General features: G+C 70.5%; 18 protein-coding genes and 1 tRNA gene. 13 read left to right on the plus strand and 6 right to left on the minus strand.

Going from position 1 to position 22,199, the window contains the following annotated elements:
* Positions 1-435 (plus strand): hypothetical protein, encoded by a 435-nt coding sequence (locus B1759_RS18460; protein ID WP_095516550.1) that lies wholly within the window; start codon positions 1-3, stop codon positions 433-435.
* Positions 436-547: 112 nt separating this feature from the next.
* On the opposite strand, the gene lysM is transcribed toward B1759_RS18460, so the two are convergent.
* The gene (gene lysM, locus B1759_RS18465) at positions 548-1,009 is read right to left on the minus strand and encodes a peptidoglycan-binding protein LysM (RefSeq protein ID WP_095516551.1); all 462 of its coding nucleotides are present in this window, start codon (positions 1,007-1,009) and stop codon (positions 548-550) included.
* Positions 1,010-1,236: 227 nt separating this feature from the next.
* Here lysM and B1759_RS18470 point away from each other — a divergent pair, with 227 nt between their 5' ends.
* The 5 genes from B1759_RS18470 (at position 1,237) to B1759_RS18490 (ending at position 5,487) form a co-directional block, all read left to right on the plus strand.
* On the plus strand, positions 1,237-1,875 hold the full coding sequence (locus B1759_RS18470; RefSeq protein ID WP_095516552.1) for a hypothetical protein: 639 nt from the start codon (positions 1,237-1,239) through the stop codon (positions 1,873-1,875).
* Between the two features lie 111 nt (positions 1,876-1,986).
* Entirely contained in the window at positions 1,987-3,126 is a 1,140-nt protein-coding gene (gene aroB, locus B1759_RS18475) for a 3-dehydroquinate synthase (protein WP_095516553.1), read from the plus strand.
* A gap of 73 nt (positions 3,127-3,199) precedes the next feature.
* Positions 3,200-3,273: transfer RNA gene (locus B1759_RS18480), tRNA-Met, on the plus strand.
* Positions 3,274-3,334: 61 nt separating this feature from the next.
* Complete coding sequence (locus B1759_RS18485; RefSeq protein WP_095516554.1) at positions 3,335-4,549, plus strand: glycosyltransferase family 4 protein; 1,215 nt, start codon at positions 3,335-3,337, stop codon at positions 4,547-4,549.
* Positions 4,550-4,557: 8 nt separating this feature from the next.
* On the plus strand, positions 4,558-5,487 hold the full coding sequence (locus tag B1759_RS18490; RefSeq protein ID WP_095516555.1) for an ion transporter: 930 nt from the start codon (positions 4,558-4,560) through the stop codon (positions 5,485-5,487).
* A gap of 9 nt (positions 5,488-5,496) precedes the next feature.
* Here the strand turns inward: B1759_RS18490 and B1759_RS18495 are convergent, their stop codons facing one another.
* Together B1759_RS18495 and B1759_RS18500 are read right to left on the minus strand one after the other, a co-directional pair.
* Positions 5,497-5,925: a hypothetical protein gene (locus B1759_RS18495; protein WP_095516556.1), complete on the minus strand. Its 429-nt coding sequence runs from the start codon at positions 5,923-5,925 to the stop codon at positions 5,497-5,499.
* 72 nt (positions 5,926-5,997) lie between these two features.
* A complete protein-coding gene (locus B1759_RS18500; protein WP_095516557.1) occupies positions 5,998-7,422 on the minus strand; it encodes a hypothetical protein in 1,425 nt (474 codons plus the stop codon).
* Positions 7,423-7,586: 164 nt separating this feature from the next.
* On the opposite strand from B1759_RS18500, the gene B1759_RS18505 reads away from it, so the two are divergent.
* The 3 genes from B1759_RS18505 to B1759_RS18515 are packed head-to-tail and all read left to right on the plus strand — an operon-like array spanning position 7,587 to position 11,310.
* Positions 7,587-8,372 (plus strand): N-formylglutamate amidohydrolase, encoded by a 786-nt coding sequence (locus tag B1759_RS18505; protein ID WP_095516558.1) that lies wholly within the window; start codon positions 7,587-7,589, stop codon positions 8,370-8,372.
* A complete protein-coding gene (locus B1759_RS18510) occupies positions 8,369-10,240 on the plus strand; it encodes a flavohemoglobin expression-modulating QEGLA motif protein (RefSeq protein WP_143537491.1) in 1,872 nt (623 codons plus the stop codon). Before B1759_RS18505 ends, B1759_RS18510 begins: the two co-directional genes overlap by 4 nt.
* Before the next feature lie 29 nt (positions 10,241-10,269).
* Complete coding sequence (locus B1759_RS18515) at positions 10,270-11,310, plus strand: glutathione synthetase (RefSeq protein WP_095516560.1); 1,041 nt, start codon at positions 10,270-10,272, stop codon at positions 11,308-11,310.
* Between the two features lie 189 nt (positions 11,311-11,499).
* Here the strand turns inward: B1759_RS18515 and B1759_RS18520 are convergent, their stop codons facing one another.
* Positions 11,500-11,715: a hypothetical protein gene (locus B1759_RS18520; protein WP_095516561.1), complete on the minus strand. Its 216-nt coding sequence runs from the start codon at positions 11,713-11,715 to the stop codon at positions 11,500-11,502.
* A 265-nt stretch (positions 11,716-11,980) separates the two neighbouring features.
* On the opposite strand from B1759_RS18520, the gene hppD reads away from it, so the two are divergent.
* From hppD to B1759_RS18535, 3 genes are all read left to right on the plus strand, one after another.
* Positions 11,981-13,129, plus strand: a complete 1,149-nt coding sequence (gene hppD / locus B1759_RS18525) for a 4-hydroxyphenylpyruvate dioxygenase (RefSeq protein ID WP_095516641.1) — start codon at positions 11,981-11,983, stop codon at positions 13,127-13,129.
* Positions 13,130-13,273: 144 nt separating this feature from the next.
* Positions 13,274-14,554: a homogentisate 1,2-dioxygenase gene (locus B1759_RS18530; protein WP_095516562.1), complete on the plus strand. Its 1,281-nt coding sequence runs from the start codon at positions 13,274-13,276 to the stop codon at positions 14,552-14,554.
* A gap of 150 nt (positions 14,555-14,704) precedes the next feature.
* Positions 14,705-15,334: an SDR family oxidoreductase gene (locus B1759_RS18535; protein WP_095516563.1), complete on the plus strand. Its 630-nt coding sequence runs from the start codon at positions 14,705-14,707 to the stop codon at positions 15,332-15,334.
* Between the two features lie 286 nt (positions 15,335-15,620).
* Here the strand turns inward: B1759_RS18535 and B1759_RS18540 are convergent, their stop codons facing one another.
* Positions 15,621-18,152 (minus strand): patatin-like phospholipase family protein, encoded by a 2,532-nt coding sequence (locus B1759_RS18540; protein WP_233134444.1) that lies wholly within the window; start codon positions 18,150-18,152, stop codon positions 15,621-15,623.
* Between the two features lie 280 nt (positions 18,153-18,432).
* Between B1759_RS18540 and B1759_RS18545 the strand changes: the two genes are divergently transcribed.
* Positions 18,433-20,418 carry an AMP-binding protein gene (locus tag B1759_RS18545; RefSeq protein WP_095516565.1) on the plus strand — a complete coding sequence of 662 codons (1,986 nt, stop codon included), beginning with the start codon at positions 18,433-18,435 and terminating at the stop codon, positions 20,416-20,418.
* A gap of 9 nt (positions 20,419-20,427) precedes the next feature.
* Here B1759_RS18545 and B1759_RS18550 read toward each other — a convergent pair whose 3' ends face one another.
* Complete coding sequence (locus B1759_RS18550) at positions 20,428-22,188, minus strand: hypothetical protein (protein ID WP_095516566.1); 1,761 nt, start codon at positions 22,186-22,188, stop codon at positions 20,428-20,430.
* Positions 22,189-22,199: the final 11 nt, after the last annotated feature.

The following is a 22,199-nucleotide window of genomic DNA, read 5'->3' on the forward strand; positions in this document are numbered from 1 at the left end:
ATGCCGCTTCCCTTCCTCGTCCACCTCGGCGCGACGCTCCTGATGGTGGGCGTCATCTGGGTGATCCAGATGGTCCACTACCCCCTGTTCTCAGGGGTGGGCGCCGAGGGCTGGGCGGCGTACGAGGCGGCGCACCAATCGCGGATCACGCTCATCGTCGGGCCGCTGATGCTGGCCGAGTTGGCGACGGCCGTCTGGCTCGTGGCCGCGCGCCCGGCGGCACTCCCGGCGTGGGCGCCCCTGGCCGGCGTGGTCTTGGTCGGCGTGATCTGGCTGTCGACGGCGTTTGTCCAGGTGCCGCTTCACAGTGCCCTCGGCGGTGCTTTCGACGCCGACGCGCACGGGCGTCTCGTGGCGACCAACTGGATCCGCACGCTCGCGTGGACGCTCCGCGGTGGCCTCGTGCTCTGGATGACCGCGCGACTGGCCGGCTGACACCAGACGAGCCGTTGCATGGGCTCACGTTCGACGAGGTCCCAGACACGACGCGCCCCGCCGACTCGAAAGCCGACGGGGCGCTTGCCGAACGGTCCAATGACCGATGGGGTCAGGCCGGGATGCGGATCTGCTGGCCCGGGTAGATCTTGTCGGGGTCACCGATGACCTCGCGGTTGGCCTCGAAGATCTTCTTGTACTGGTTGGCGTCCCCGTACTGCTCCTTGGCGATTTTCGAGAGCGTGTCGCCGCTCTTGATGGTGTAGTACCGGCTCGCGGTGGCCGTGCCCGCAGTGGCGGTGGCAGCCGGAGCACCGGCGACCGTCAGGCCGTCGTCGTGGACGCTGGCGACGCCCTTGACGTTGCCCGCGATGAGGGCCGCCTTCTCCTTGGCAGCGACGCTCTTGGCCTGGCCCTGGAGCGTGACCGTGCCGTTGTCGAAGCGGACGCCGAGGTTGGAGACGTTGTCACCGAGCGCCTTTTCGATCTCGCTCTTGATCGTCTCGGCCTCGTTGCCGGACTTGCCGCCGAAGAGGTCCTTGCCGGTGTCTTTCAGAAAATCGAGGAGTCCCATGGTCAGGGTAGTGGTTGGTGAAGAAGCGTCAGAGGGACGCCTCTCTGCCACGCCAGCGGCCGCCCCGCTGTTCCGCCGGAGGGGCAGCCCACTGGCGTGCAGAGGAGACCGAAGGCATTCAATTCCCCGTCCGGGTATGAAGTCAGGACAATGAGCGCGACAGATCGAGGAGTGCTGAGAGACGGCAGGGGGTTGTCCACACCCACGGGAGCCCACTCCCCTCCTCCATGCGTCTCCACTTTGTCATTGGCCTCACCATCGGCCTGGGTCTCGCCCTCACTGGATGCGACACGACCGGACTCGACGATCCTGGCACCTGCTATTCCTGTTCCGGCGGTGACCACACTGGTGGAGGTGCCTCTGGAGGTGGCACGACGGGTGGTGGCACGACGGGTGGGGGGACCTCGAACGCCACGTTTATCCCGGTCAACCCGCGCCAGACCTACCTCCGCACCTTCAAGGACAACGCGCTCGACGCGCCCGCCGTCCGCCTGTCGGACTTCAACGCGGAGCCCGGCGAGCAGGTCTGCGGCTTCGCGGTCGGCGACTTCAACTCGGGAGGTGGGGTCCTGGCGAGCAGCACAGGCAGCCCGCTCATCACGGCCGTCTTCAGTTCCGATGACCGCCTCCTCGGCAGTGACCAGCTCGACCGCGTCCCCGGTGCGCTCGACGTCGACCCCGACGTGGTGACGCCAGTCACAGGCGTCGACCAGTACACGACGGACATCGCCGAGGACTTCGACGCGACCAACACGTGCGTCACGATCCCGGCGGGAGCGACCCACGTCTTCTTCAGCGCCTTCGACGGGTTCTACGCCGACAACGCGCCGACCAGCGGGCCGACGTTCGGCATCCAGATCAAGTAGCGGAGTCGGGACGGCACGGATCGCGCGGGGGCGTCGGGAGACTGGCGTCCCCGTGTTGCGTTCTGGTGCATCGGGCAGAGCGATCTTGGCCAGCCCGCCCGCCCTGCCGCCGTGTCCCACTCGCCCCCCGCCGTCCACGTTGCCCTGTCTGGAGGACGGAGCTACGCCGTCCACTTCGAGCCCCTCGCGGCGACGCCGATGCACCTCCGCGAGGCGGGGGTGGCCGGGTCGCGCGTGCTGGTGGTGACCGACGACACCGTCGGCCCGCTCCACCTCGGCACGCTGACGGACGCGCTCCGGGCCAGCGAGTGGCAGGTCGAGACCGTGTCCGTCCCGGCCGGGGAGGCGTCGAAGTCGCTCGACCAGTTGTCGGCGCTCTACGACTGGGCGCTCGGGCTCGGCATCGACCGCGGGACGCCGGTGCTGGCGCTCGGCGGGGGCGTCGTGGGCGACCTGGCCGGGTTCGCCGCGGCGACGCTGCTGCGCGGCCTGCCGCTGGTCCACCTGCCCACCACCACCATCTCGCAGGTCGACAGCGCCATCGGCGGCAAGACGGGCATCAACCACGCGACGGGCAAGAACCTGCTCGGGGCCTTCCACCAGCCGCTCCTGGTCCTGGCCGACCCGGCGACGCTGGACACGCTCCCTGACCGCGCCTTCCGGAGCGGCCTCGCGGAGGCAGTCAAGCACGCGCTGATCTCCGACACCGACCTCGCCCCGCGACTGGCCCGCGACTGGGACGCGCTGATGGCCCACGACCCGGCCGTGCTCGGGCCGCTCGTCCGCGACGCGGCGGCGGTCAAGGCGGCCGTCGTGGAGGCCGACGAGTTGGAGGCGGGCGAGCGGGCGTTCCTCAACTTCGGCCACACGTTCGGGCACGCGCTGGAGCGCGAGGCGGGCTACGGCACGCTGACGCATGGGGAAGCGGTCGCCCTCGGGATGCGAGCTGCCCTGCACCTCTCGGCCTCGCTCCGCCTCGACCGCGTCGCCGACGACCTCGGGGACTTCGCCGAGGCGGACCGTCTCGTCCGGCGCGTCGCGCCCGCCCCGCCCGCTCTCGACCCGGCGACGCTCACGGCCGCCATGGCGACCGACAAGAAGCGCACGGCGAGCGGGCTGCGGTTCGTCGTGCTCGATGCCGTCGGCGTCCCCCGGCTGGCCGACGGTGTGCCGCCGGAGATGGTGGAGGCGGCGTGGCGATTCGCGCTGAGGGATCCCGACGCCGCCGAGGCTGCGTCGCCCGTCGCCTGAGTCCCAACCCGGGTTTCCTCGACAAACCTTGGATTGTCGCCGCCCGGACGCCCGGCGTATCCTGTGGGCCATCGGCGTGGTAGCTCAGCTGGTTAGAGCGCACGACTCATAATCGTGAGGTCGAGAGTTCAAGTCTCTCCCACGCCACCGATGCCCCCCGGCTCCCGCGCCCGGCCCTCCCGCCGGGCGCGACTCGTTTCGGCCCGTCATGCGGATCTACCTCCACGACTACGGCGGCCACGCCTTCCTCGTCGGCCTCGCGCGGCACCTCGCGCGACGCGGGCACACCGTCCGCTACGGGTTCTCGGCGACCAACGAGGCGCCCCAGGGCGATCTCGCCCCCCGCCCCGACGACCCGCCAACGTTCTCGCTGGACCCGGTCGTGACGCCGCCGGTCGACAAGCGGGCACGGTCGCTGATGGGGCTGGTGAAGCGAAAGCGGGCCGAGGCGCGGTTCGGGCGGGCCGCCGCCGCGCACCTCCGCCGGTGGGACGCCGACGTCGTGGTGTGTGCGAACGGCTCGCTCGACGTGATCGCCCCGCTCATGGCCGCGGCGCGAGACCAGGACGCCGCGTTCGTGAACTGGCTCCAGGACGTGCTGTCGGTCGGCACGCGGTCCGTGCTCGCCCGGCGCTTCGGCCTGCCCGGCGACCTGCTCGGCCGCACGTTCGAGGCGAAGGAGGGCCGGATGCTGCGCGGCGCCGATGCTGTGATCGGCATCACGGACGCGTTCCGTCCGCTGCTCGACGGCTGGGGCGTCGACCCGGCCCGGGTGGCCATCATTGAGAACTGGGCGCCCCTCGCCGAGCTGCCCCAGCGCCCGCGCGACACGGCCTGGGCGCGAGCGCACGGGCTGGATGCGCACCCCGTCGTGCTGTACTCCGGCACGCTGGGCATGAAGCACGACCCGGCCAGCCTCGGCCACGTCGCGGGCGTCCTCGCCGACCGGATGCCGGAGGCGCGCATGGTCGTCGTGTCGTCCGGCCAGGGCGCCGACTGGCTCGCCGAGCGGGCGGCCGGGCTCCCGAACCTCGTGCTCCTCCCCTTCCAGCCGTTCGATGTGTTTCCCGACGTGCTCGGTGCGGCCGACGTGTTCGTGGCCATCCTCGAGCCCGACGCGAGCGCCGTCTCGGTGCCGTCGAAGGTGCTGGCGTACCTCTGTGCGGGGCGCCCGGCCGTCCTGTCGGTCCCGGCCGACAACCTCGCCGCGCAGGTCGTGACGCGCGAGGACGCCGGGGTGGTGGTGCCCCCCGGCGACGCCGACGCATTGGCCGAGGCGGTCCTGTCGCTTCTGGCCGCCCCGGCACAGCGCGAGCGGATGGGCGGCGCCGGACGCGCCTACGCCGAGCGGGCCTTCGACCTCGACGCCGTCGCCGAGCGCATCGAGGCGGTGCTCCAGAACGCACTCACGCGCATCGGCTAGTTTTCGACATGCCCGACGCCGTCCCCGCCCTCGACCCCGACCGCCCGACGCCCGAGGGATTCCGACCTGTCGGGCAGGGCATCCGGCGCCGCCTCTTCGAGATCGTCTTCCACGCCGACGACCCGGCGGCCAAGGGGTTCGACGTGGTCCTGATCGTCGCCATCCTGACGAGCGTCCTCGTGGTGATGCTGGAGAGCGTCGCCTCGATCCAGTCGCAGTACGCGAGGGAGCTGCTCGCCGCGGAGTGGTTCTTCACGGTCCTCTTCACGGCCGAGTACCTGCTTCGACTGTGGGTCCTCCAGACGCCCCTCCGCTACGCACGGAGCTTCTTCGGCGTCGTCGACCTGCTCTCGATCCTGCCCACGTACCTCAGCCTGCTCATCCCCGGGGCCCAGGTGCTGCTCACGGTCCGCATCCTGCGGGCGCTCCGCATCTTCCGCGTCCTCAAGCTGGCCAACTACCTCGACGAGGCCGACCAGCTCCGACGCGCGCTGGCCGCCAGCCGCCGCAAGATCCTGGTGTTCATCTTCGTCGTGCTGACGCTGGTCACCATCGCCGGGTCGATGATGTACCTGATCGAGGGCGGCGAGAACGGCTTCGACTCGATCCCGCGGAGCGTCTACTGGGCGGTCATTACGGTCACGACGGTCGGCTACGGCGACATCGCCGCGCAGACGCCCGTCGGGCAGCTCCTGACGGTGGCGCTCGTGATCGTCGGCTACGGCATCATCGCGGTGCCCACGGGCATCGTGACGGTCGAGTTGGGCAAGGAGCGAGCGACATCGATGGCGGAGACGCTGGCCGGGGCTGCCGTCCAGGCGGTCACCGTCCAGCTCTCGACGTGCCCGCGCTGCGGCCTCAGCGAACACGACACGGACGCGAGCTACTGCAAGTGGTGCGGCGAGCCGCTCCTCGTGGAGGCCCGCCCGACGACCTGACCTCCCTCGCTACCCGAACCGCGACGCGGTGGGACGCACGGGGCGCGCTCCGGAGACGGCACCACGGGCCTGTCGCTCCGTGACCTCCGCTCGCCACGCCCGCGTGAGGAAGGCGTAGTCGAGATCCTCGGCCGCCTCGCCGAGGTCGCCGACGGCCTGGAACCCGAGGTCGACCGGCGAGACGAACCGCGTCGGGGCGCTGGAGAGGTCCAGCACGCGGGCTCGGCCGAGGCCGAGGCGGTACTCACCCCAGAGCTGGCCCAGGACGCACGCCGCGCCGTCCCCCAGCGCCAGCCCGTCCGTGTCGATGCGAGCGGCCCAGCCGGGGTCGCGGTCGTCGAGGAGCGCCGCGCCTCGCGCGGCACGGCTGCGCGCGGCGTCGGCAGTGAGCGCGGCGAGACGGCGCGCGCGACGGCGGAGGCGGAGACGTCGGAGCATGAGGCAGGGGGCCGTTGAATGCAGTGTACGCCCCACGGCCGGATTCCGTGCCCCGGGGACGCCTGACTCGCCTCAGGGCACCAGCAACGCCAGCAGCCCCAGCGCGGAGAGCGGCCCGACGATGCCCGCGCGGAAGACGCGCCCCTCGAAGTCCGTCGTGTCGAGGTCGATCCGCTGTTTCCACCGCGCCAGGATGGCCGCCGAGGCGGCGGTCGCGAGCAGCGCGAGCGCCACGATGGCGAGCGTCAGCAGGATGGGCCGATCGGGGACCGGCGCCCCGCCCTCGGCCTCCCCCGCCACGCGGACCGCCCAAACGCGGAGCCACACCACCAGCAGCACCGGCCCGACGCCCACCAGGGTCGCGCGCCACGCCGCGCGCCACGCGAGTTGCCCGACGCTCCACTCCGGCCGCGCGACCCGCATCCGGTCGACCCCCAGAAAGGAGAACGTGACGGCCCAGGCGAGGGCGTACGGGAAGAGCAGTTCGAGGTCCAGCGCGCTCGACACCAGCAGCCACAACACCCCCACCGACGACACGCTGAACACGTTGTGCGCCGTGTGCGGGCGCCGGCTGGGATCGTGCGGAAGGCCATCCGCTTCGCGAGCGGCGGGCCACACGCGCGTGTAGAGGAGGTACACCAGCACCGGCGGCAGCAGCCACGCCGTCCCCCCCAGCGCCCATGCGAGGTAGCCGACCAGCACGGCCCCGAAGACCCCCGCGCCGCCGACCGTCGTCTCGCGCCGCATCGACGACGCGAGCAGGATCAGCAGCAGCATCACCACGGCGTGGCCCGCCAGCAGCGGCGCCGGGAACGTCAGCAGACGCATCAGGATGGCGACCGTGCCGAGCGGGAGGAACAGGTTGTCGAGCCCGCGCCACGACACCGCTTCCACGATGGTCGCCAGGGCCGCCGCGATGGCCGCGATCCAGAGCCCCTCTACCCGACCGACAGGCGTGAAGAGCACCAGGGGCACATGGACGCACAGAAACGCCAGCACCGCGAACGCCGCTGTGCCCTCACGGCTCTTCGGCCCCTCCACGGTCGAGTACGCAGTCTGCCCCATCCGCACGCCGACGAGCGCAGCCAGCGGCCCCGCGACGCCGAGCAGCAGCAGCGGGATCGTGTAGAGCACCGGCGAGTCGCCCACGAACAGGTACAGGCCACACACGGCGACCGGGAAGCAGAGGTCCCCCACCGACGGCTGGTCCGAGACGTGGAGGACGCCCCCGAGCGCGTCGCGGACCGTCGGCACCATCCGGATCGCCAGCATCGTCCCCACGCCGAGCACGGCGAGCGCGATGACCGGCCAGTCGGCATCGAACAGCCACGGAAACGTGAGCGCGACCGCGCTCATGGACGCGTGCAGGATCTCGCGCGTCACCTCCGGCGCCAGCCGACGCACCACCTGGAGCCGACGCAGCGCGACCAGGGTCAGCACCAGCGTAACGAGCACGGCGACCACCGTCAGCCCGACCGGGAGCACCGACGCCGTCACGCCATCGCTGGCCAGAGCCAGGACATCGACCGGAGGCCGACTGGGAGCATGGCTGGAGTCATGTGCGATCGATGGCGTCGCACAAGGTAGCCCGCTCCCCGACCGGGGAGGGCCCACGAACCCGTGCCGCCCGGCCGCGTAGGCCTCAGCCCCTCTCCGACACCATGTCTGCCCCGTTCTCGATCACCGTCGGCCCTGGCGCCCTCGTCGCCACCGCCGTCCACGACGGCCACGCGATCCACCCGGAGACGCTCCCCCACGTCTCCCTGCCCGACGCCGAGCGGCTCCGCGAGGAAGACCCGTTCACGGGCCGACTGACGGACGTCGCGCCGACGCGCGTCGTCGGCGGGCGCTCCCGCTTCGAGGTCGACCTGAACCGCCCCCGCGACCGCGCCGTCTACCGCACCCCCGACGACGCCTGGGGCCTGCAGGTGTGGATGGACACCGTCCCAGACGCCGTCGTCGCCCGCTCTCTGGCTCTCTACGACGCGTTCTACACCGCCCTGGGCGACCTGCTCCGGCTCAAGATCGAGGAGCACGGGTCGGTCGTCGTATACGACCTCCACACCTACAACCACCGCCGGGACGGCCCGGATGGCCCCGTAGCCAAGCCGGAGGGGAATCCCGAGGTCAACCTCGGCACGGGGACGCTCGACCGGGAGCGCTGGGGCGCCCTGGTGGACGGGTTCATGGCCGACCTCAGAGAGGGTGCCGCCCAGGCCGGCCTCCCCGACCTGGACGTACGCGAGAACGTCAAGTTCGAGGGGGGTCACGTGTCACAGTGGATCCACGAGACGTTCGGGAGCGATGCATGCGTGCTGGCGGTGGAGTTCAAAAAGACGTTCATGGACGAGTGGAGCGGGGAGCTCGACGAGGGCCACCTCGGGCAACTTCGCGAGGCCCTCGCCCACACCGTCCCCGGCGTGCTCGCCGCCCGGTCGGCGTCGTGACGGCAGACGCCCTCCGGCGTGTGCTCCGTACCGGCTTGGACGCGGGGAGGCCCGTCCGCCTCGACCTGGGCGGCCTCGGGACCGTGTTCGTGGATCACGCCGTCCCGATCCTGGCCGTCCACCGGTGCCCCGGCGGTGCCACCGGCGACCCGGCCCTGGACGCCCGCGCGGCCTGCGACCAGGCTCATCAACTCGTCACGACCCAGCCCGCCTACGTCCTCACCTCTGACCCCGACCCCGGCGCTGCGCGCGAGACCGTCCGCATCGTCGCCGAGGCGCTGGAGGCTGCCTGTGGCGGGCTCCTGCTGGTCGAGGTCTGGTCGCCGCTCGACGATGCCCACGACGACGACGTCGACCCGTTCGACCGCGCGCCGGGGTTCACGATCTACACCTCCGAGGATGGCCCACCGGCCGAGGCGGTCGACGCGCTGTGCGACGCGCTGTCGGGGATCGAGGAAGCGGGTCAGGGAGCCAGCGTGGACCACGTGGTGACCCCGACCGTGGCACCGCCCGGCCTTCCGCCCCTGGACCGGCCCCATACCATCGGGCTCGCCGTCGACGCCATCTTCCACAACGCTCGCGACGACGAGTTCTACCCGCGTGTGCTGGCCCACCTGCGCGAGAGGATCGCGCCGGCGCTGCGCCAGGCTGCCGCCGACGCGACTCAGGTCTCCCCGACCATGCTGGCGCGCACGGCGCTGGAGCCTGCCGCCGTGGAGGTGGACCGGGGCCTCTCGGATGTCGCCCGCTCGTTCGGCTTCCTCCTCCAGGTGACGCCCGTCAACACCGACGCTGCCTGGGACGACTTCAAGGGGGGGGGCTGCGAGCACGCCCCGGAGCTGCTCTATCGTCCGCTCACGTTCGACCCCGACCAGGCCCGGCGCGACCTGTTCGCTCTGCCTCTCGACGACGTGGAGGACCCGGTCGTGGAAGGTCTGCTGCGCGAGTGCCGCGACGAGCTCGCGTCGCACGTCCGGATGGTGCTCGACATCGACACGCCCCAGTTCCTGCCCGAGAGCCTGCGCGTCTTCGGCGCCCCCGACGACGACCTGATCGACCTGGCGCACCGCGTCGTCTCGGCCGTCGACGCCCGGCCTCGACGCACGACGGGCCAGGAGACGGTCGGCGCGACCGTGTTCGCCGCTCAGGCGCGGGCTCAGTTGGAGGCCTACCATACGCTCTCCGAGCACGTCCCTGTCACTGTCGACATCCGCCAGGATCTGCCGAGCAGCCTGATGGTGTCGAGCGGCGAGCTGCTGATCGGCGCCCGGTACCAGGTCTCCGAGGCGCGCGTCGCCCCGCTGCTGGCGCACGAGATCGGCACGCACGTGCTGACGTACGCCAACGGCTGCGCCCAGTCGATCGAGCAGTTCCGCCATGGGCTGGCGGGGTACGAGGACCTTCAGGAGGGGCTGGCCGTCTTCGCCGAGTGGCTCGTGGGCGGCCTGACCGGCGGGCGGTTCCGGACCCTGGCTGCGCGCGTGCTCGGTGCCCGCGCCGTGGCCGACGGGGCCGAGTTCGTGGACACGTACCGGCTGCTGAGACGTGACGCGGGCCTGAGCGAGCGCGGCGCGTTCGGCGTGGCCGTCCGGCTCCACCGCGGCGGCGGGCTGACCAAGGACATGGTGTACCTGCGCGGCCTGCGCGACCTGCTCCGCCACCTCGCCGAGGGCGGCCCGTTCCGGGCGCTGTTCGCGGGCAAGATGGCCCTCCGCCACCTCGACGCCGTCGCCGACCTGACCGACCGGGGCATCCTGCGCCCCCCACGACTTCTTCCCCTTCACCTCGACGACCCCTCTGCGGTCGCCCGCCTCGGCCGTGCCCGCGACGGACTGACGGTCACCGACCTCCTCTCCCCAGACGCGTAGGACCTCCTCGCGGCCCCCTCCCCACGCCCATGCGCATCGCCTTCCTGATCAACTCCTACGACACGGAGAAAGCCGTCTACACCACGACGCGCCTCGCACTCGCCGCCCACAAGGCCGGCCACGACGTGCTCTATCTATCGGTCGAGGACTTCATCTGTGACCCCGACGAGACCATGCGCGTTCGCGTGCGGCGACCCGGCGGGACTTATAAGACCACCAAGACCTTCTGGGCAGGCGTCCACGACGACGGCGTCGAGGAGCGGATGGCGGTCGAGGAGATCGACGCGCTCCTGCTCCGCAACGACCCTGCCGACGACGCCTCCGCCCGCCCGTGGGCCCAGTCGGCCGGCATCGTGTTCGGGCAGATGCTCGCTCGCCGGGGCGTGATCGTGCTCAACGACCCCGACGGGCTGGCGAAGGCCGTCAACAAGGTCTACTTCCAGCGCTTCCCGCAGGAGGTGCGGCCCAAGACGCTCGTCACCCGTCACGCCGACGACGTGCGGCGGTTCATCGACGACCACGGCGGGGACGCCGTCATCAAGCCGTTCCAGGGCTCGGGCGGCGAGGGCGTGTTCGTGGTCCGGGGCGACGACAAGGCGAACCTCAACCAGATCATCGATGCGGTCTGCACGAGCGGCTACATGGTGGTCCAGGAGTTCCTCGCCGAGGCGGCCGGGGCCGACACCCGGATGTACCTCGTCAACGGCGAGCCCCTCGTGCAGGACGGCGTTTATGCGGCGTTCCGCCGCGAAGGTCAGGGCGACGACGTGCGGAGCAACATCAGCGCGGGCGGCCAGGTCGCGAAGGCGGAGATCGGGGAGCGCGAACTCGAGATCGCCGAGATGGTCCGTCCCCAGTTGGTCCAGGACGGCATGTTCCTGGTCGGCCTCGACATCGCGGGCGGCATCTTGCTCGAAGTGAACGTGTTCAGCCCCGGCGGCATCGGCGGCATCGAGAAGACGACCGGCGTGGACTTCGCACCGGCCATCATCGAGGCCATCGACCGCAAGGTGCGGGCCAAGGGGCGCTACACCCAGCACTTCTCGAACGTCACGCTGGCGACCCTGTAGACGCGCCGCGCCCGAACGGCAGCAGGCCCACCCCGGACACGGATCGGAGTGGGCCTGCCTTGAATCGGAGTTCGCCGTTGGCGAGAGACTCCCAGCCACGGCCGGAGCCGTTGCACAAGGGTAGGCATGGCCGCCGCCGCCTCCATGACCCCCGACGGCCATTCTGCTAGTGCGCCAGGACTACCGGCCTCAATCGCGCCGGAACCGCATGCGGTCGCGCGGGCGGACGCGGCCCCACGGCTTCCTGTCTACCGCCACCTGTCGCCAGCCCGAGCCCGCCTCGGCGTCCCCGAGCACCACCTCGCCCGACGCGTCGCCGAGGTGGCGGGTGACCGCGTCCAGGTCGGCCCGTGCGCGGACCATGACGGACGGCTGGCCGGTCGGCTCGATCTCGAACTGGGGCATGGGCGGGGTGCTCGGGGGCTCTCTCCACGACCCGCCCTCCCCCCCTGTTCCGGGACGCCGAGCACGCGCGACCGGAAACGCCTCCGGCTGCGCGACGTATCTAGAAGCAGCCCGGAACGAGGGGCCGGAGTGAGCCGCGCCCCCCGTCAACGGTACGACGATCTCACGACCTCCGATGAGCACGCATCTTTCCTCCGGCGATGGCGCCGGTAGCGCTTCCGACAGCACCGTCGACATCCTCGACGCCGTCACCACTGAAGCCGCCATGCCCGGCTCGGGCCTGCCGGACCTCACCACCGCCCCCGACGCCGTCGCCCCTGGCGACGACTTCCTCCCTCTCAAGGGCACCGACTACGTCGAGTTCTGGGTCGGCAACGCCCGCCAGGCGGCCCACTACTACGCCCATGCGTTCGGCTTTGACGTGATCGCCTATCTGGGACCCGAGACGGGCCACCGCGACCGGATGAGCTACCTCGTCACCCAGGGGAAGGTCCGCTTCGTCCTGACCTCGCCCATGGGCCCCGAGGGCGAGATCGCGGACCACGTCCGCCTCCACGGCGACGGCGTGCGCGACCTCGCGCTCTGGGTCGACGATGCGGTGTCGGCCTTCGAGGAGACGACCAAGCGTGGCGGCGTGCCCGTCCGCGAGCCCGAGGTACTGGAGGACGAGCACGGCACCGTCACCGTCTCTGCCATCGGCACCTACGGCGACACCATCCACACGTTCGTGGACCGCTCTGCCTACGACGGCCCCTTCCTGCCCGGCTACGAGGCCATCCAGGACGACTACTTCACGCCCAACCCGGTCGGCCTCAAGTACGTCGACCACTGCGTCGGCAACGTGGACCTGGGCGACATGAACAGGTACGTCCAGTACTACGCGGACGTAATGGGCTTCAAAAACCTCATCTCGTTCGACGACCAGGACATCTCCACCGAGTACACGGCGCTGATGTCGAAGGTGATGTCGAACGGCAACGAGCGGGTCAAATTCCCGATCAACGAGCCCGCCGAGGGCAAGAAGAAGAGCCAGATCGAGGAGTACCTCGACTTCTACCGCGGCCCCGGCGTGCAGCACATCGCGCTCGCCACCGACAACATCCTGGAGACGGTTTCCAAGCTCCGCAGCCGCGGCGTCGACTTCCTGACCGTCCCGACGACCTACTACGACGAGCTGACCGAGCGCGTCGGCGAGATCGACGAGGACCTGTCGGAGCTCGCCGAGTTGGGCATCCTGGTCGACCGCGATCCGGACGGCTACCTGCTGCAGATCTTTACCAAGCCCATCGGCAACCGCCCGACGGTGTTCTTCGAGATCATCCAGCGCAAGGGGGCCCGCTCGTTCGGCAAGGGCAACTTCAAGGCGCTCTTCGAGGCCATCGAGCGCGAGCAGGAGCGCCGAGGAAACCTCTAAGGTTCGGGGTTGAGGGGTTCAGGGTTCAAGTGCTCTGACCTCTCGCCCGGCGACCTGGACTCCGCTCGGCGGGGCTGTGCCGCGGTGTCTCGCATCGCTCCTCCCGTTCGCCCTTGCGAACCCTGAACCACGAACTCTGAACCCATGTCTTTTTACGTCCAGCGCGGGCAGATCCCGCCGAAGCGTCACACCCAGTTCCAGCGCCCCGACGGCGCCCTGTACACCGAGGAAGTCCTCGGCGAGGAGGGCTTCCACGGGATCGGCAGCATCGCCTACCACATCCACCCACCGACGCTGGTCGAAGCGGTCGGCGAGCCGGAGGACGTGACGGTAGAGTACGCCGAGGAGGCGTTTCTGGCGCACCGCCACTTTCTGGGACCGAAGGTCGAGCCCGGCGGCGACTGGCTGACCGGCCGCGTGCCCATCATGGGCAACAACGACATCGTGATGTCGATGTGCGTGCCGACGGACGGCATGCCCGAGGACACGTTCTACAAGAACGCGACCCACGACGAGCTGATCTACGTCCACGACGGCGAGGGCACGCTCCACACCGTCTTGGGCGACGTCGAGTTTCGGCAGGGCGACTACGTCCACGTGCCGCGGACACTGATCCACCGGTGGTCCTTCACCGGCGACGTCCAGCCGCGCCTGCTGGTGATGGAGTCGCCCACCGAGTTCCGCCCGCCGAAGCGGTACCGCAACGACATGGGCCAGCTGCTGGAGCACAGCCCGTACTGCGAGCGCGACTTCCGGCCGCCCGGCGACCCGCCGGCGATCGACCAGGAGGGCCGGTTCACGGTCAAGATTAAAAAGCACGGCAAGCTCTTCCCATTCGTGTACCGCTACCACCCGTTCGACGTCGTCGGGTGGGACGGCTACATGTACCCGACGGCCTTCTCGATCCACGACTTTGAGCCCATCACGGGGCGCATCCACCAGCCGCCGCCGGTCCACCAGACCTTCGAGGCGCGCGGGTTCGTGGTGTGCTCCTTCGTGCCCCGCCTGTTCGACTACCACCCGGACTCGATCCCGGCGCCGTACAACCACTCGAACATCGACTCGGACGAGGTGCTGTACTACGCCGAGGGCGACTTCATGTCGCGCAAGGGCATCGGCCGGGGCAGCTTCACGCTCCACCCCGGTGGCATCCCGCACGGCCCGCACCCCGGCACCACCGAGGCGAGCATCGGCGCCAGAGAGACGCACGAGCTGGCGGTCATGGTGGACACCTTCGCGCCGCTCAAGCTGACCAAGCAGGCGCTCGCCATCGAGTCGCCGGACTACGTGCTGTCCTGGCAACCCGAGAAGCACGGTCACCCGCTCCCGGACGCGGCCCCCATCCCGCCGGGCGCGACGATCTCGGGCGACGGCGCCGCGGGGGCGCTCCCCGACTCGCCGCCCCTCGACGCCGCGCGCGGCTGACCGCCTCGGCACGAACGCTGACGGACCCGCGCGGGCCGCTTCCTCCGGGGAGCGGCCCGCGCCCGTTTGTCTGCTCCCCAAGGAGACGCGGCGTGGCGGGCACCGCGCCGCGCCGCCCTCCGTGAGACGGCTCCCTCTCCCCTCCTCTCCATGACCGTTCTCGTAGCAGGTGCCCACGGCGCCGTCGGACAGCACGTTGTCCAGATCCTCGCTGAGGCCGGGCACCACGTGCTGGCCCTCATCCGCAATGCCGATCAGAGCGCGCTGCTCCGCACCCTCGGCGGCCACCCCATCGTGGGCGACCTCACCGGCGACGTGTCGGACGCCCCCTCGGGATGCGACGCGGTGATCTTCGCGGCTGGCTCTGGCGGAGACGCCGTGGAAGCGGTGGACCGCGACGGTGCCATCCAGTTGATCGACGCCGCCGTGACGCACAGCGTCCGCCGGTTCGTGATGCTGAGTTCCATCGGCGCCGATGCTCCGGAAGAGGCCGACCAGCTGCAGGACTACCTCCGCGCCAAGCACGAGGCGGACCAGCACCTTCTCGACAGCGGGCTCACCTACACCATCCTGCGCCCGACGACCCTCACGAACGGCGCGGGAGTCGGCACGGCTACGTTCGCAGCGTCCCTCGATCTGAAAGAAGGCTCCAGCGAGGTCGCTCGGGAGGACGTGGCTGCGGCACTCGCCGCCATCGTGACGATCTCGGAGACCGAGCACGCCGTCATCGAGATGACCGCCGGCCCGACCCCGATCCGCGAGGGACTGGCAGCGACCTGATCCTCCGAAACGAGACTCGCCCGTCCCGGGGTACCAAGCCGGGACGGGCGAGCAGTAGGGCCGGGCGGGCAGCAGCGAGTGCCTCGGCTGATCAGTGCCATTCCCAGCCCCGTGCCAGTCCGTGCCCGCACCATACGGACCAGCCCTGGGTCATCCTGGGACGACATGGGACGACAGTGAAACGCCCTCTCGTCGGATCGTCTCGATCTGATCCACGGCAGCGGCTGGGTCGGGTGCCCGGTATCTGCACGCACGATGCGCTCTGGACGCGACGGCCTGGGTGGCCTCACTTGAGCATTCGAATCCCCCAGTACACCAACCCGCCGACATCGTGGAGCCCGATCGTGAGGTACGGCTGCCGGAGCATCCTCGTCGGAACGTCTGACGCACCGGCCCACTGCGGCGCGAACGGGGTCGCCTCGACGCCCACCGACAGGACGTGGCCGAGCCGCAGGTACGCCTCTCCACCCGTCCCGTACCCCTGGTCGAATGCCTGCGTCGCGCGAACGTGGTGGGCCCGAAACCCGAGCGCGACCCAGGGCGCCTTGAGGGGAAACTCGACGCCCACATGGGCGCTCATCGACGGAAGCGTCTGGTCGCCCTCCCGATCGACGCGAGTGCTCCGGAGAGGGGCTAGTTCGAGGGACAACAGAGCCCAGGGCATCCGGTACGACGCACCCCAGGTGGCATACTGGGCTCCCGTCGACAGGACGGCCCGTGTGGGCAGCCCCAGGCGGTATGCGAGCCGCCCGAAGCGGTGGCGGCCGTTGTAGGTGCCGCCGTGGAGCCCGTCTCCGTACTCAGGCACTGCAGACCGATTCACCTGGAGACCCCGACGCCGCTCCGCGATGTACACGTTGAGCACCGCCATGGCTGCGTTCGTCGCCTTCTTCCCGTAGCCTGTCTCGTAGACACGCCGGAAGTTGAGAACCTCTGACATCATCCCCTGCAGAAACGGTGTCGGGGCGCCGACGAGGTCTCGCAGGTGCCTAGCATCGCACGGCTCGTCGTCGCATTCGGCCGCCACCGCCTCGACCGCCCTCATCGCAACGGAGTCGCGGCGGATGCCCACTACCAGACTGTCGAACCACGCGTCTGTCCCTCGCTGCCGGATCGCGATGTCGAGAATCGCGTCGATGATGAGTGCCCGGTGATCCCTCCGCATGGATCCGCCATCGCCTTGTGGCTCCCCTCGGCCCACATCCCCAAACTCCTCCTGGAGCAGCCGACTGGCGACGGCCCCGGCGACGGAGTCGGCGGCCCAGAGGCCGGAGTTCTTGATGAGGGTGCGTGCCCGCCCACCCACGTCGGCGATTTGCGAGCGCTCTCGCTCTGAAGCGAGCGCGCGGGCGGCGAAGACGTACCCGTCGTAGACGCCGACGTAGAAGTCGAACTCACGGAACGGACGTGCCAGGAACGCCCCGAAGGCGCCGAGCGTCGAGCCGACGATCGGAAATGCCCGGTCGGTGTTGACGATCCAGGCCTGCTCCTGGGATTCGAGATCCCGGCCGATGCTCTCGATCTCGTACTGTCGCCCCGTCGTCAGGAAGTTGGTCCCGAGGCGGACGAGGTTGTCGAACGCGTTGGCGGGCTCCACAGGCCGCGGCTGGATCTGATTCTCGTACCACGCGACCCGGGTGTCGTCGGGATCCGTAAAGAGGATCACGGTACGATCCCAGGCGAGCGACTCGGGCCTCTGCCCTGAACATGATGGCGCGTAGCTGGTGGCCTTTCGCTCCCGCTCTTCCAGATGCTCGCGCAGGTTCAGGGCCACTCCGAGCGGGTTGTTGTCGAACACGCCGCCGTCCACGTACCACCTCCGGTCCCGGTCACGGGAATGCTCCGAAGGCCATCCGTGGGCGTCGAGAGCGAGGGAGATGTCGAGTTCCATGGGCGCCCAGGCATAGGGGAAGGCCGCCGACGCCAACGTGATGTCTCGGACGCGATTCATGTTCTCCTCCGCGCGCTCCCGAGCGTCGCGGACCTCCTCAGCGCCCTCCCAACACACCGATGCTCGCGTCGAGTCGACCGGAGCCCTGCCACGGGTGGCGAGGGTTGCGAGCCTGGGGTGTACAAGGGACCCGAACCCACGCCGACTCGCGGAGAGAGAGGTGTCGGAAGGAAACGGGAACGGCTCATAGGCCAGTCCTCCGCCAGCCAGCGGCGCCGCCTGCATCAACAACGCACTTCGGACCGACTCGACCGTGAGCCGCCCGTCCTCGGAGAGGTCGACATCCCGAGGCACCACCTCGGTCAGCATAAACCCCGTGGCGACCGGCCGCTGAAGCGTCGCACTGCTGTCGCGAAACGATGCCCTGACCATCGCAAAGACGCTGTCGCGCATGTACCGCCTGCTCAGCGCCGACTCGACGTCCGGCACGCACCCGGTGCCGTCCCGGCATGGAGGCAGGAGTTCCCGAAGACCCACCGTCGTCCACACCCGCCAGTACAGACTGTTTTGTGGCGGCGCGAGCGAGTCGCTGGAGAGGGACCATTCCGCCGCCGCGAGCAGGGAGTTCACGCCGCCGGCCGACGCCCCCGTCGCGATGATGAGTTCGTGGGGATCAAGTCCCAGATCGCGACCGTCGCGCTGCAACCGCAGCAGGTTGAGAACGGCCCAGTTGACCCCCGCCTGGTACGCTCCTTTGCTAATGCCTCCGCCAGACACGACGATGAGGGGTCGCAAGGTGGCATCCCTCGCCGTATCCGGGGCCGCCTCGGGCACACCTTCGTTGCCGACGCTCCGAGCTGCCTCCTCAAGCTGCTTGACGGACTGAGCCTTCGCGGACATCGGAACGCCCGCGAGAAGACATGCCATGAGCAGACCCAATACAGATGTGCGAGCCCTACCGATCATGGAGCCGTACAGTAAGTGGATCATGCGCCGACAATAGCATGCTGCGCCCTGTCCCCGCAAGTCTCTGTACACATTATAGATCGGCCGCCAGCACGTGCTCCTGAAAGAGGATTGCGGCTCATGCGGAGTTGCATGTCGCGGGACTGGGGAGGCTCCGAGCCGGCAGTCACGTTGCCCTTCAGTCCACCCCGTTCAGGCTCTGTCGTCGCCCGCTAGCTTGAGTCTCCCTCCTCAGCTCCCCATGCGCACCGACACGTTCCCCTTCGGCCAGTCCGCTGCCTGGACCCCCACCCCCGAGCACGTCGCCGACACAAACCTCGCGCGCCTCTGGACCCGCCTCGGGCTCGCCGATTACGCGGCCCTCGAACGCTGGGCGCTGGACGATGTGGGGCGGTTCTGGGACGCCGTGATGGAGGACCTGGACATCGAGTTCAGCCGACCCTACACGCAGGTGCTGGACGCGAGCGGCGGCATCGAGCGTCCGCGATGGTGCGTCGGCGGGCGGATGAACATCGTCCACAACGCCCTGGACCGGTACACGGGGACGGCGACGTGGGCGCGCGACGCGGTCCGCTACGAGAGCGAGGAGGGGGACGTACGGACGCTCACCTACGCTCAGCTCCACGCCGAGGTGGTCGCCTGCGCGGCCGGGCTCCGGGCGCACGGGCTGGGCGCGGGCGACGCGGTCGGGCTCTACCTCCCGATGACGCCCGAGATCGTGATCGCCTTCCTGGCCGTCGCGCGGATCGGGGGCGTGATTCTGCCGCTGTTCTCCGGCTATGGCGCCGAGGCCGTCGCGACGCGGCTGGCCGACGGCGACGCGAAAGCCCTCGTGGTGGCGGACGGCGCCCCGCGCCGCGGCCGGGCGGTCCCCATGAAGGCCACCGCCGACGCCGCGCTGGCCGACGTGCCCAGCGTGACCCATGTGTTCGTGGTCAACCGCATGGGCGACGACCTGATCGGCACGGCCTCGGTGCCTGGCCGGGACGTGCCCTGGGACCGGTTGATGACCTCGGGACGGGCCGCCGGGGCGGACGCCGGGCGCTGCGCCGACACGGCTGCCGAGGACCCGGTGATGCTCATCTACACGTCCGGCACCACGGGCACGCCGAAGGGGGCCGTCCACACCCACTGCGGCTTCCCGATCAAGGCGGCGCAGGACATGCGGCACCCGATGGACGTGCGCGCGGGCGACGTGGTCTGGTGGATGAGCGACATGGGCTGGATGATGGGCCCGTGGCTCGTCTTCGGCACGCTGCTCAACGGCGCCACAATGGTGCTCTTCGACGGTGCCCCCGACTTCCCCGAGGCGGACCGGACGTGGGCGATCTGCGAGCGCCACGGCGTGACGCTGCTGGGCCTCTCCCCCACCCTCGTCCGTGCGCTGATGCCGCACGGAACGGCGCCGGTGGAGGCGCACGACCTGCGTGCGCTCCGAGCGGTCGGCTCCACGGGCAGCCCCTGGGACCCGTCGAGCTGGCGCTGGCTCTTCGAGCACGTCCTCCAGGCCGAGAAGCCGATCCTGAACTACTCGGGCGGGACGGAGATCTCGGGCGGGATCGTGTGCGGCAACCACGTCCAGCCCCTCAAGCCGACCGGGTTCTCGGGGCCGGTCCTCGGCATGGACGCCGACGTGGTGGACGATGTCGGGCGGCCCGTGCGCGGGTTCGTCGGCGAGCTGGCGATCCGGCAGCCGTGGATCGGGATGACGCGCGGCTTCCGCGGCGACGAGGGCGACGCCCGCTACCACGCCACCTACTGGGATCGGCACCCGGACCTGTGGATCCACGGCGACTTCGCGGCGGTCGACTCGGAGGGCCAGTGGTTCCTGCTCGGCCGCTCGGACGACACGATCAAGGTGGCCGGGAAGCGCCTCGGTCCGGCCGAGGTGGAGGCCGCGCTCAACGCCGCGCCCGAGGTGCTGGAGTCCGCGGCCATCGGGGTGCCGGACGAGGTCAAGGGCTCGGCCGTCGTCGCCTTCGCGGTGCTGGCGGACGGCGCCGAGGAGTCGGACGATCTGCGGGCCCGACTGGTCGACCGCATCACCGAGGCGCTGGGCAAGGCGCTCCGCCCGAAGGCGGTGCTGTTCGTGGACGCGCTGCCGAAGACGCGCAACGCGAAGGTCATGCGCCGCGTCATCCGGGCCGCCCACCTCGGCGACGACCTGGGCAACGTGACCGCGCTGGAGGACGAGGCGGCCGTGGACGCGATCCGGGAGGCGCGGTAGCCCAGCCCCTCAACGCGTCTCTGCCCCCACGCAGGTCGCCCCCGGCTCGCAGACGAACGACGCGCCGGGCTCCACGACCAGCCCGCCCGCGAAGGTCACCGTCGCGCCCTGCCACACGCGCAGCGTCGCCCCGGCGGTAACGCGCACCGGCTGTCGAAACGTCCACCCTGACATCTCCGCGCCCATCCACGAGTCGGCCGAGAGCACCACCTCGGGCTGCTGGCGCACATCGGCGACCACGTCGAAGGCCATCGAGCGGTCGGCGTCACCCGTGTAGCGGACGTTCGTGAGGGCGAACCAGTGGGGCTCGACGCCCTGCGGGTAGAGCGTGTAGCCGCTCACGTTCGGCCGCGTCCACGGCGTCATCTGGACCGCCGAGCCCTCGGGCGTCAGCATGTCCCGGGACCACGTCGCGTACGGGTCGGCGCAGCCCTCCGAGGTGCCGTCGCACCGCGTCCCGCTGCGGAGGAACCGGTTCGAGGGCGGTGCGACGTCGTAGCGGTAGCTCCCTGCCGGCCCGGTCGGCGAGCCGTGGCTGAGCGTCGCCAGCAGGCCCGTCGCGGGGAGGTCGCGCCAGACGAGGCCGTAGAACGGGTCCTCCAGATCCCAGGGCGGGAAGCGGTCGAAGAAGTTGGTCCGCTGGCGGTTCTCGATGGAGAGCGTGTCGGCCCCGGAGCCCGGCCGGAGCGCGATCAGCACCACCTCGCCCGAGCCGTAGAGCGGACGCACGACGACCCCCACTGTGTCGCGCGACGGGTCGATCACCGTGCGCCGCGCCCAGCCCATGCGCCGCAACTCGTGGCCCGAGAGCGTCAGCGTGAGGTCGTAGTTGGACGACTCGTAGGGCCGCCCGCCCCGGGCGCCGCCGCCACACATCCGGTTGTAGATGCAGGCGAACGCCCCCCCACCTTCCGGCACCTCGAACGGCACATCGTTGCTCACGGCCACGCGGCCCCGCGCGGGAGGCGGTGTGATCATGGCTGTGTGACCCATGTCGAACAAGATGTGGCCGTACTCGTGGATCAGCGTTGCCACTGACCGCTGGCCGCCGATCCAGTTGATGGCTCCCGACCCGCGGCTCCCCATGTCGACCGTCAGCGTGGCGTCGCCACGTCCCACCGTCAGCGTGGGCGCCGGGCGCCCGAACGTCCGTGCGGCCGGGCTGTTGACGCCACTCAGGCTGGCGACGCCGCCCGTGACGTTCACGCCGGGGTCGCGTCGGACGATCAGCATGAGGTGATCCAACTCGCCGTCTCGGTTGGCATCGAACCGGGTGATGTCGAAGGAGCGGTCGGCGACGAGCGCATCCAAGAGTTCGGCCACGAGGTAGCCGTAGCCGCTCCCCTGCCCCGCGCGGTAGGCCGTGGACGGTCGCGACGGCGTGTACACGACCGGCTCGCGGCGGCGGCGCGGCCAGACCTCGCCCGTCAGGATGTGCGGACCGGCAGGCCCGGTGTGCGACTGCCAGAAGAAGTAGGCCGAGAGCGACGGGTGATCCAGCCTCAGCGCGGCCGTCACGTCGGCCGGGTCCGCCTCGACGAGCGCGTGGCCCCAGTCGGGAATGCGCTCGGCACCGCGCCGTCCATCGATGGGCCACTCGGGCGCTCCCGCCGTGTCGTCGGAGAAGCGGACGAACACCACGAGTGCGTGGACCGAGTCGGCGAACGCGATCGTCGGCGTGCGACTCGCCGTCCGCCCCGGCTGGGCTCCCGAGGCGGACGCTCCGAGCAGCACGCTCAGTGCGAGAACGACGGCACGGGCGACAGACATGCGGGCGGGGG

The organism is Rubrivirga sp. SAORIC476, assembly GCF_002283555.1.
GTDB lineage: Bacteria > Bacteroidota > Rhodothermia > Rhodothermales > Rubricoccaceae > Rubrivirga.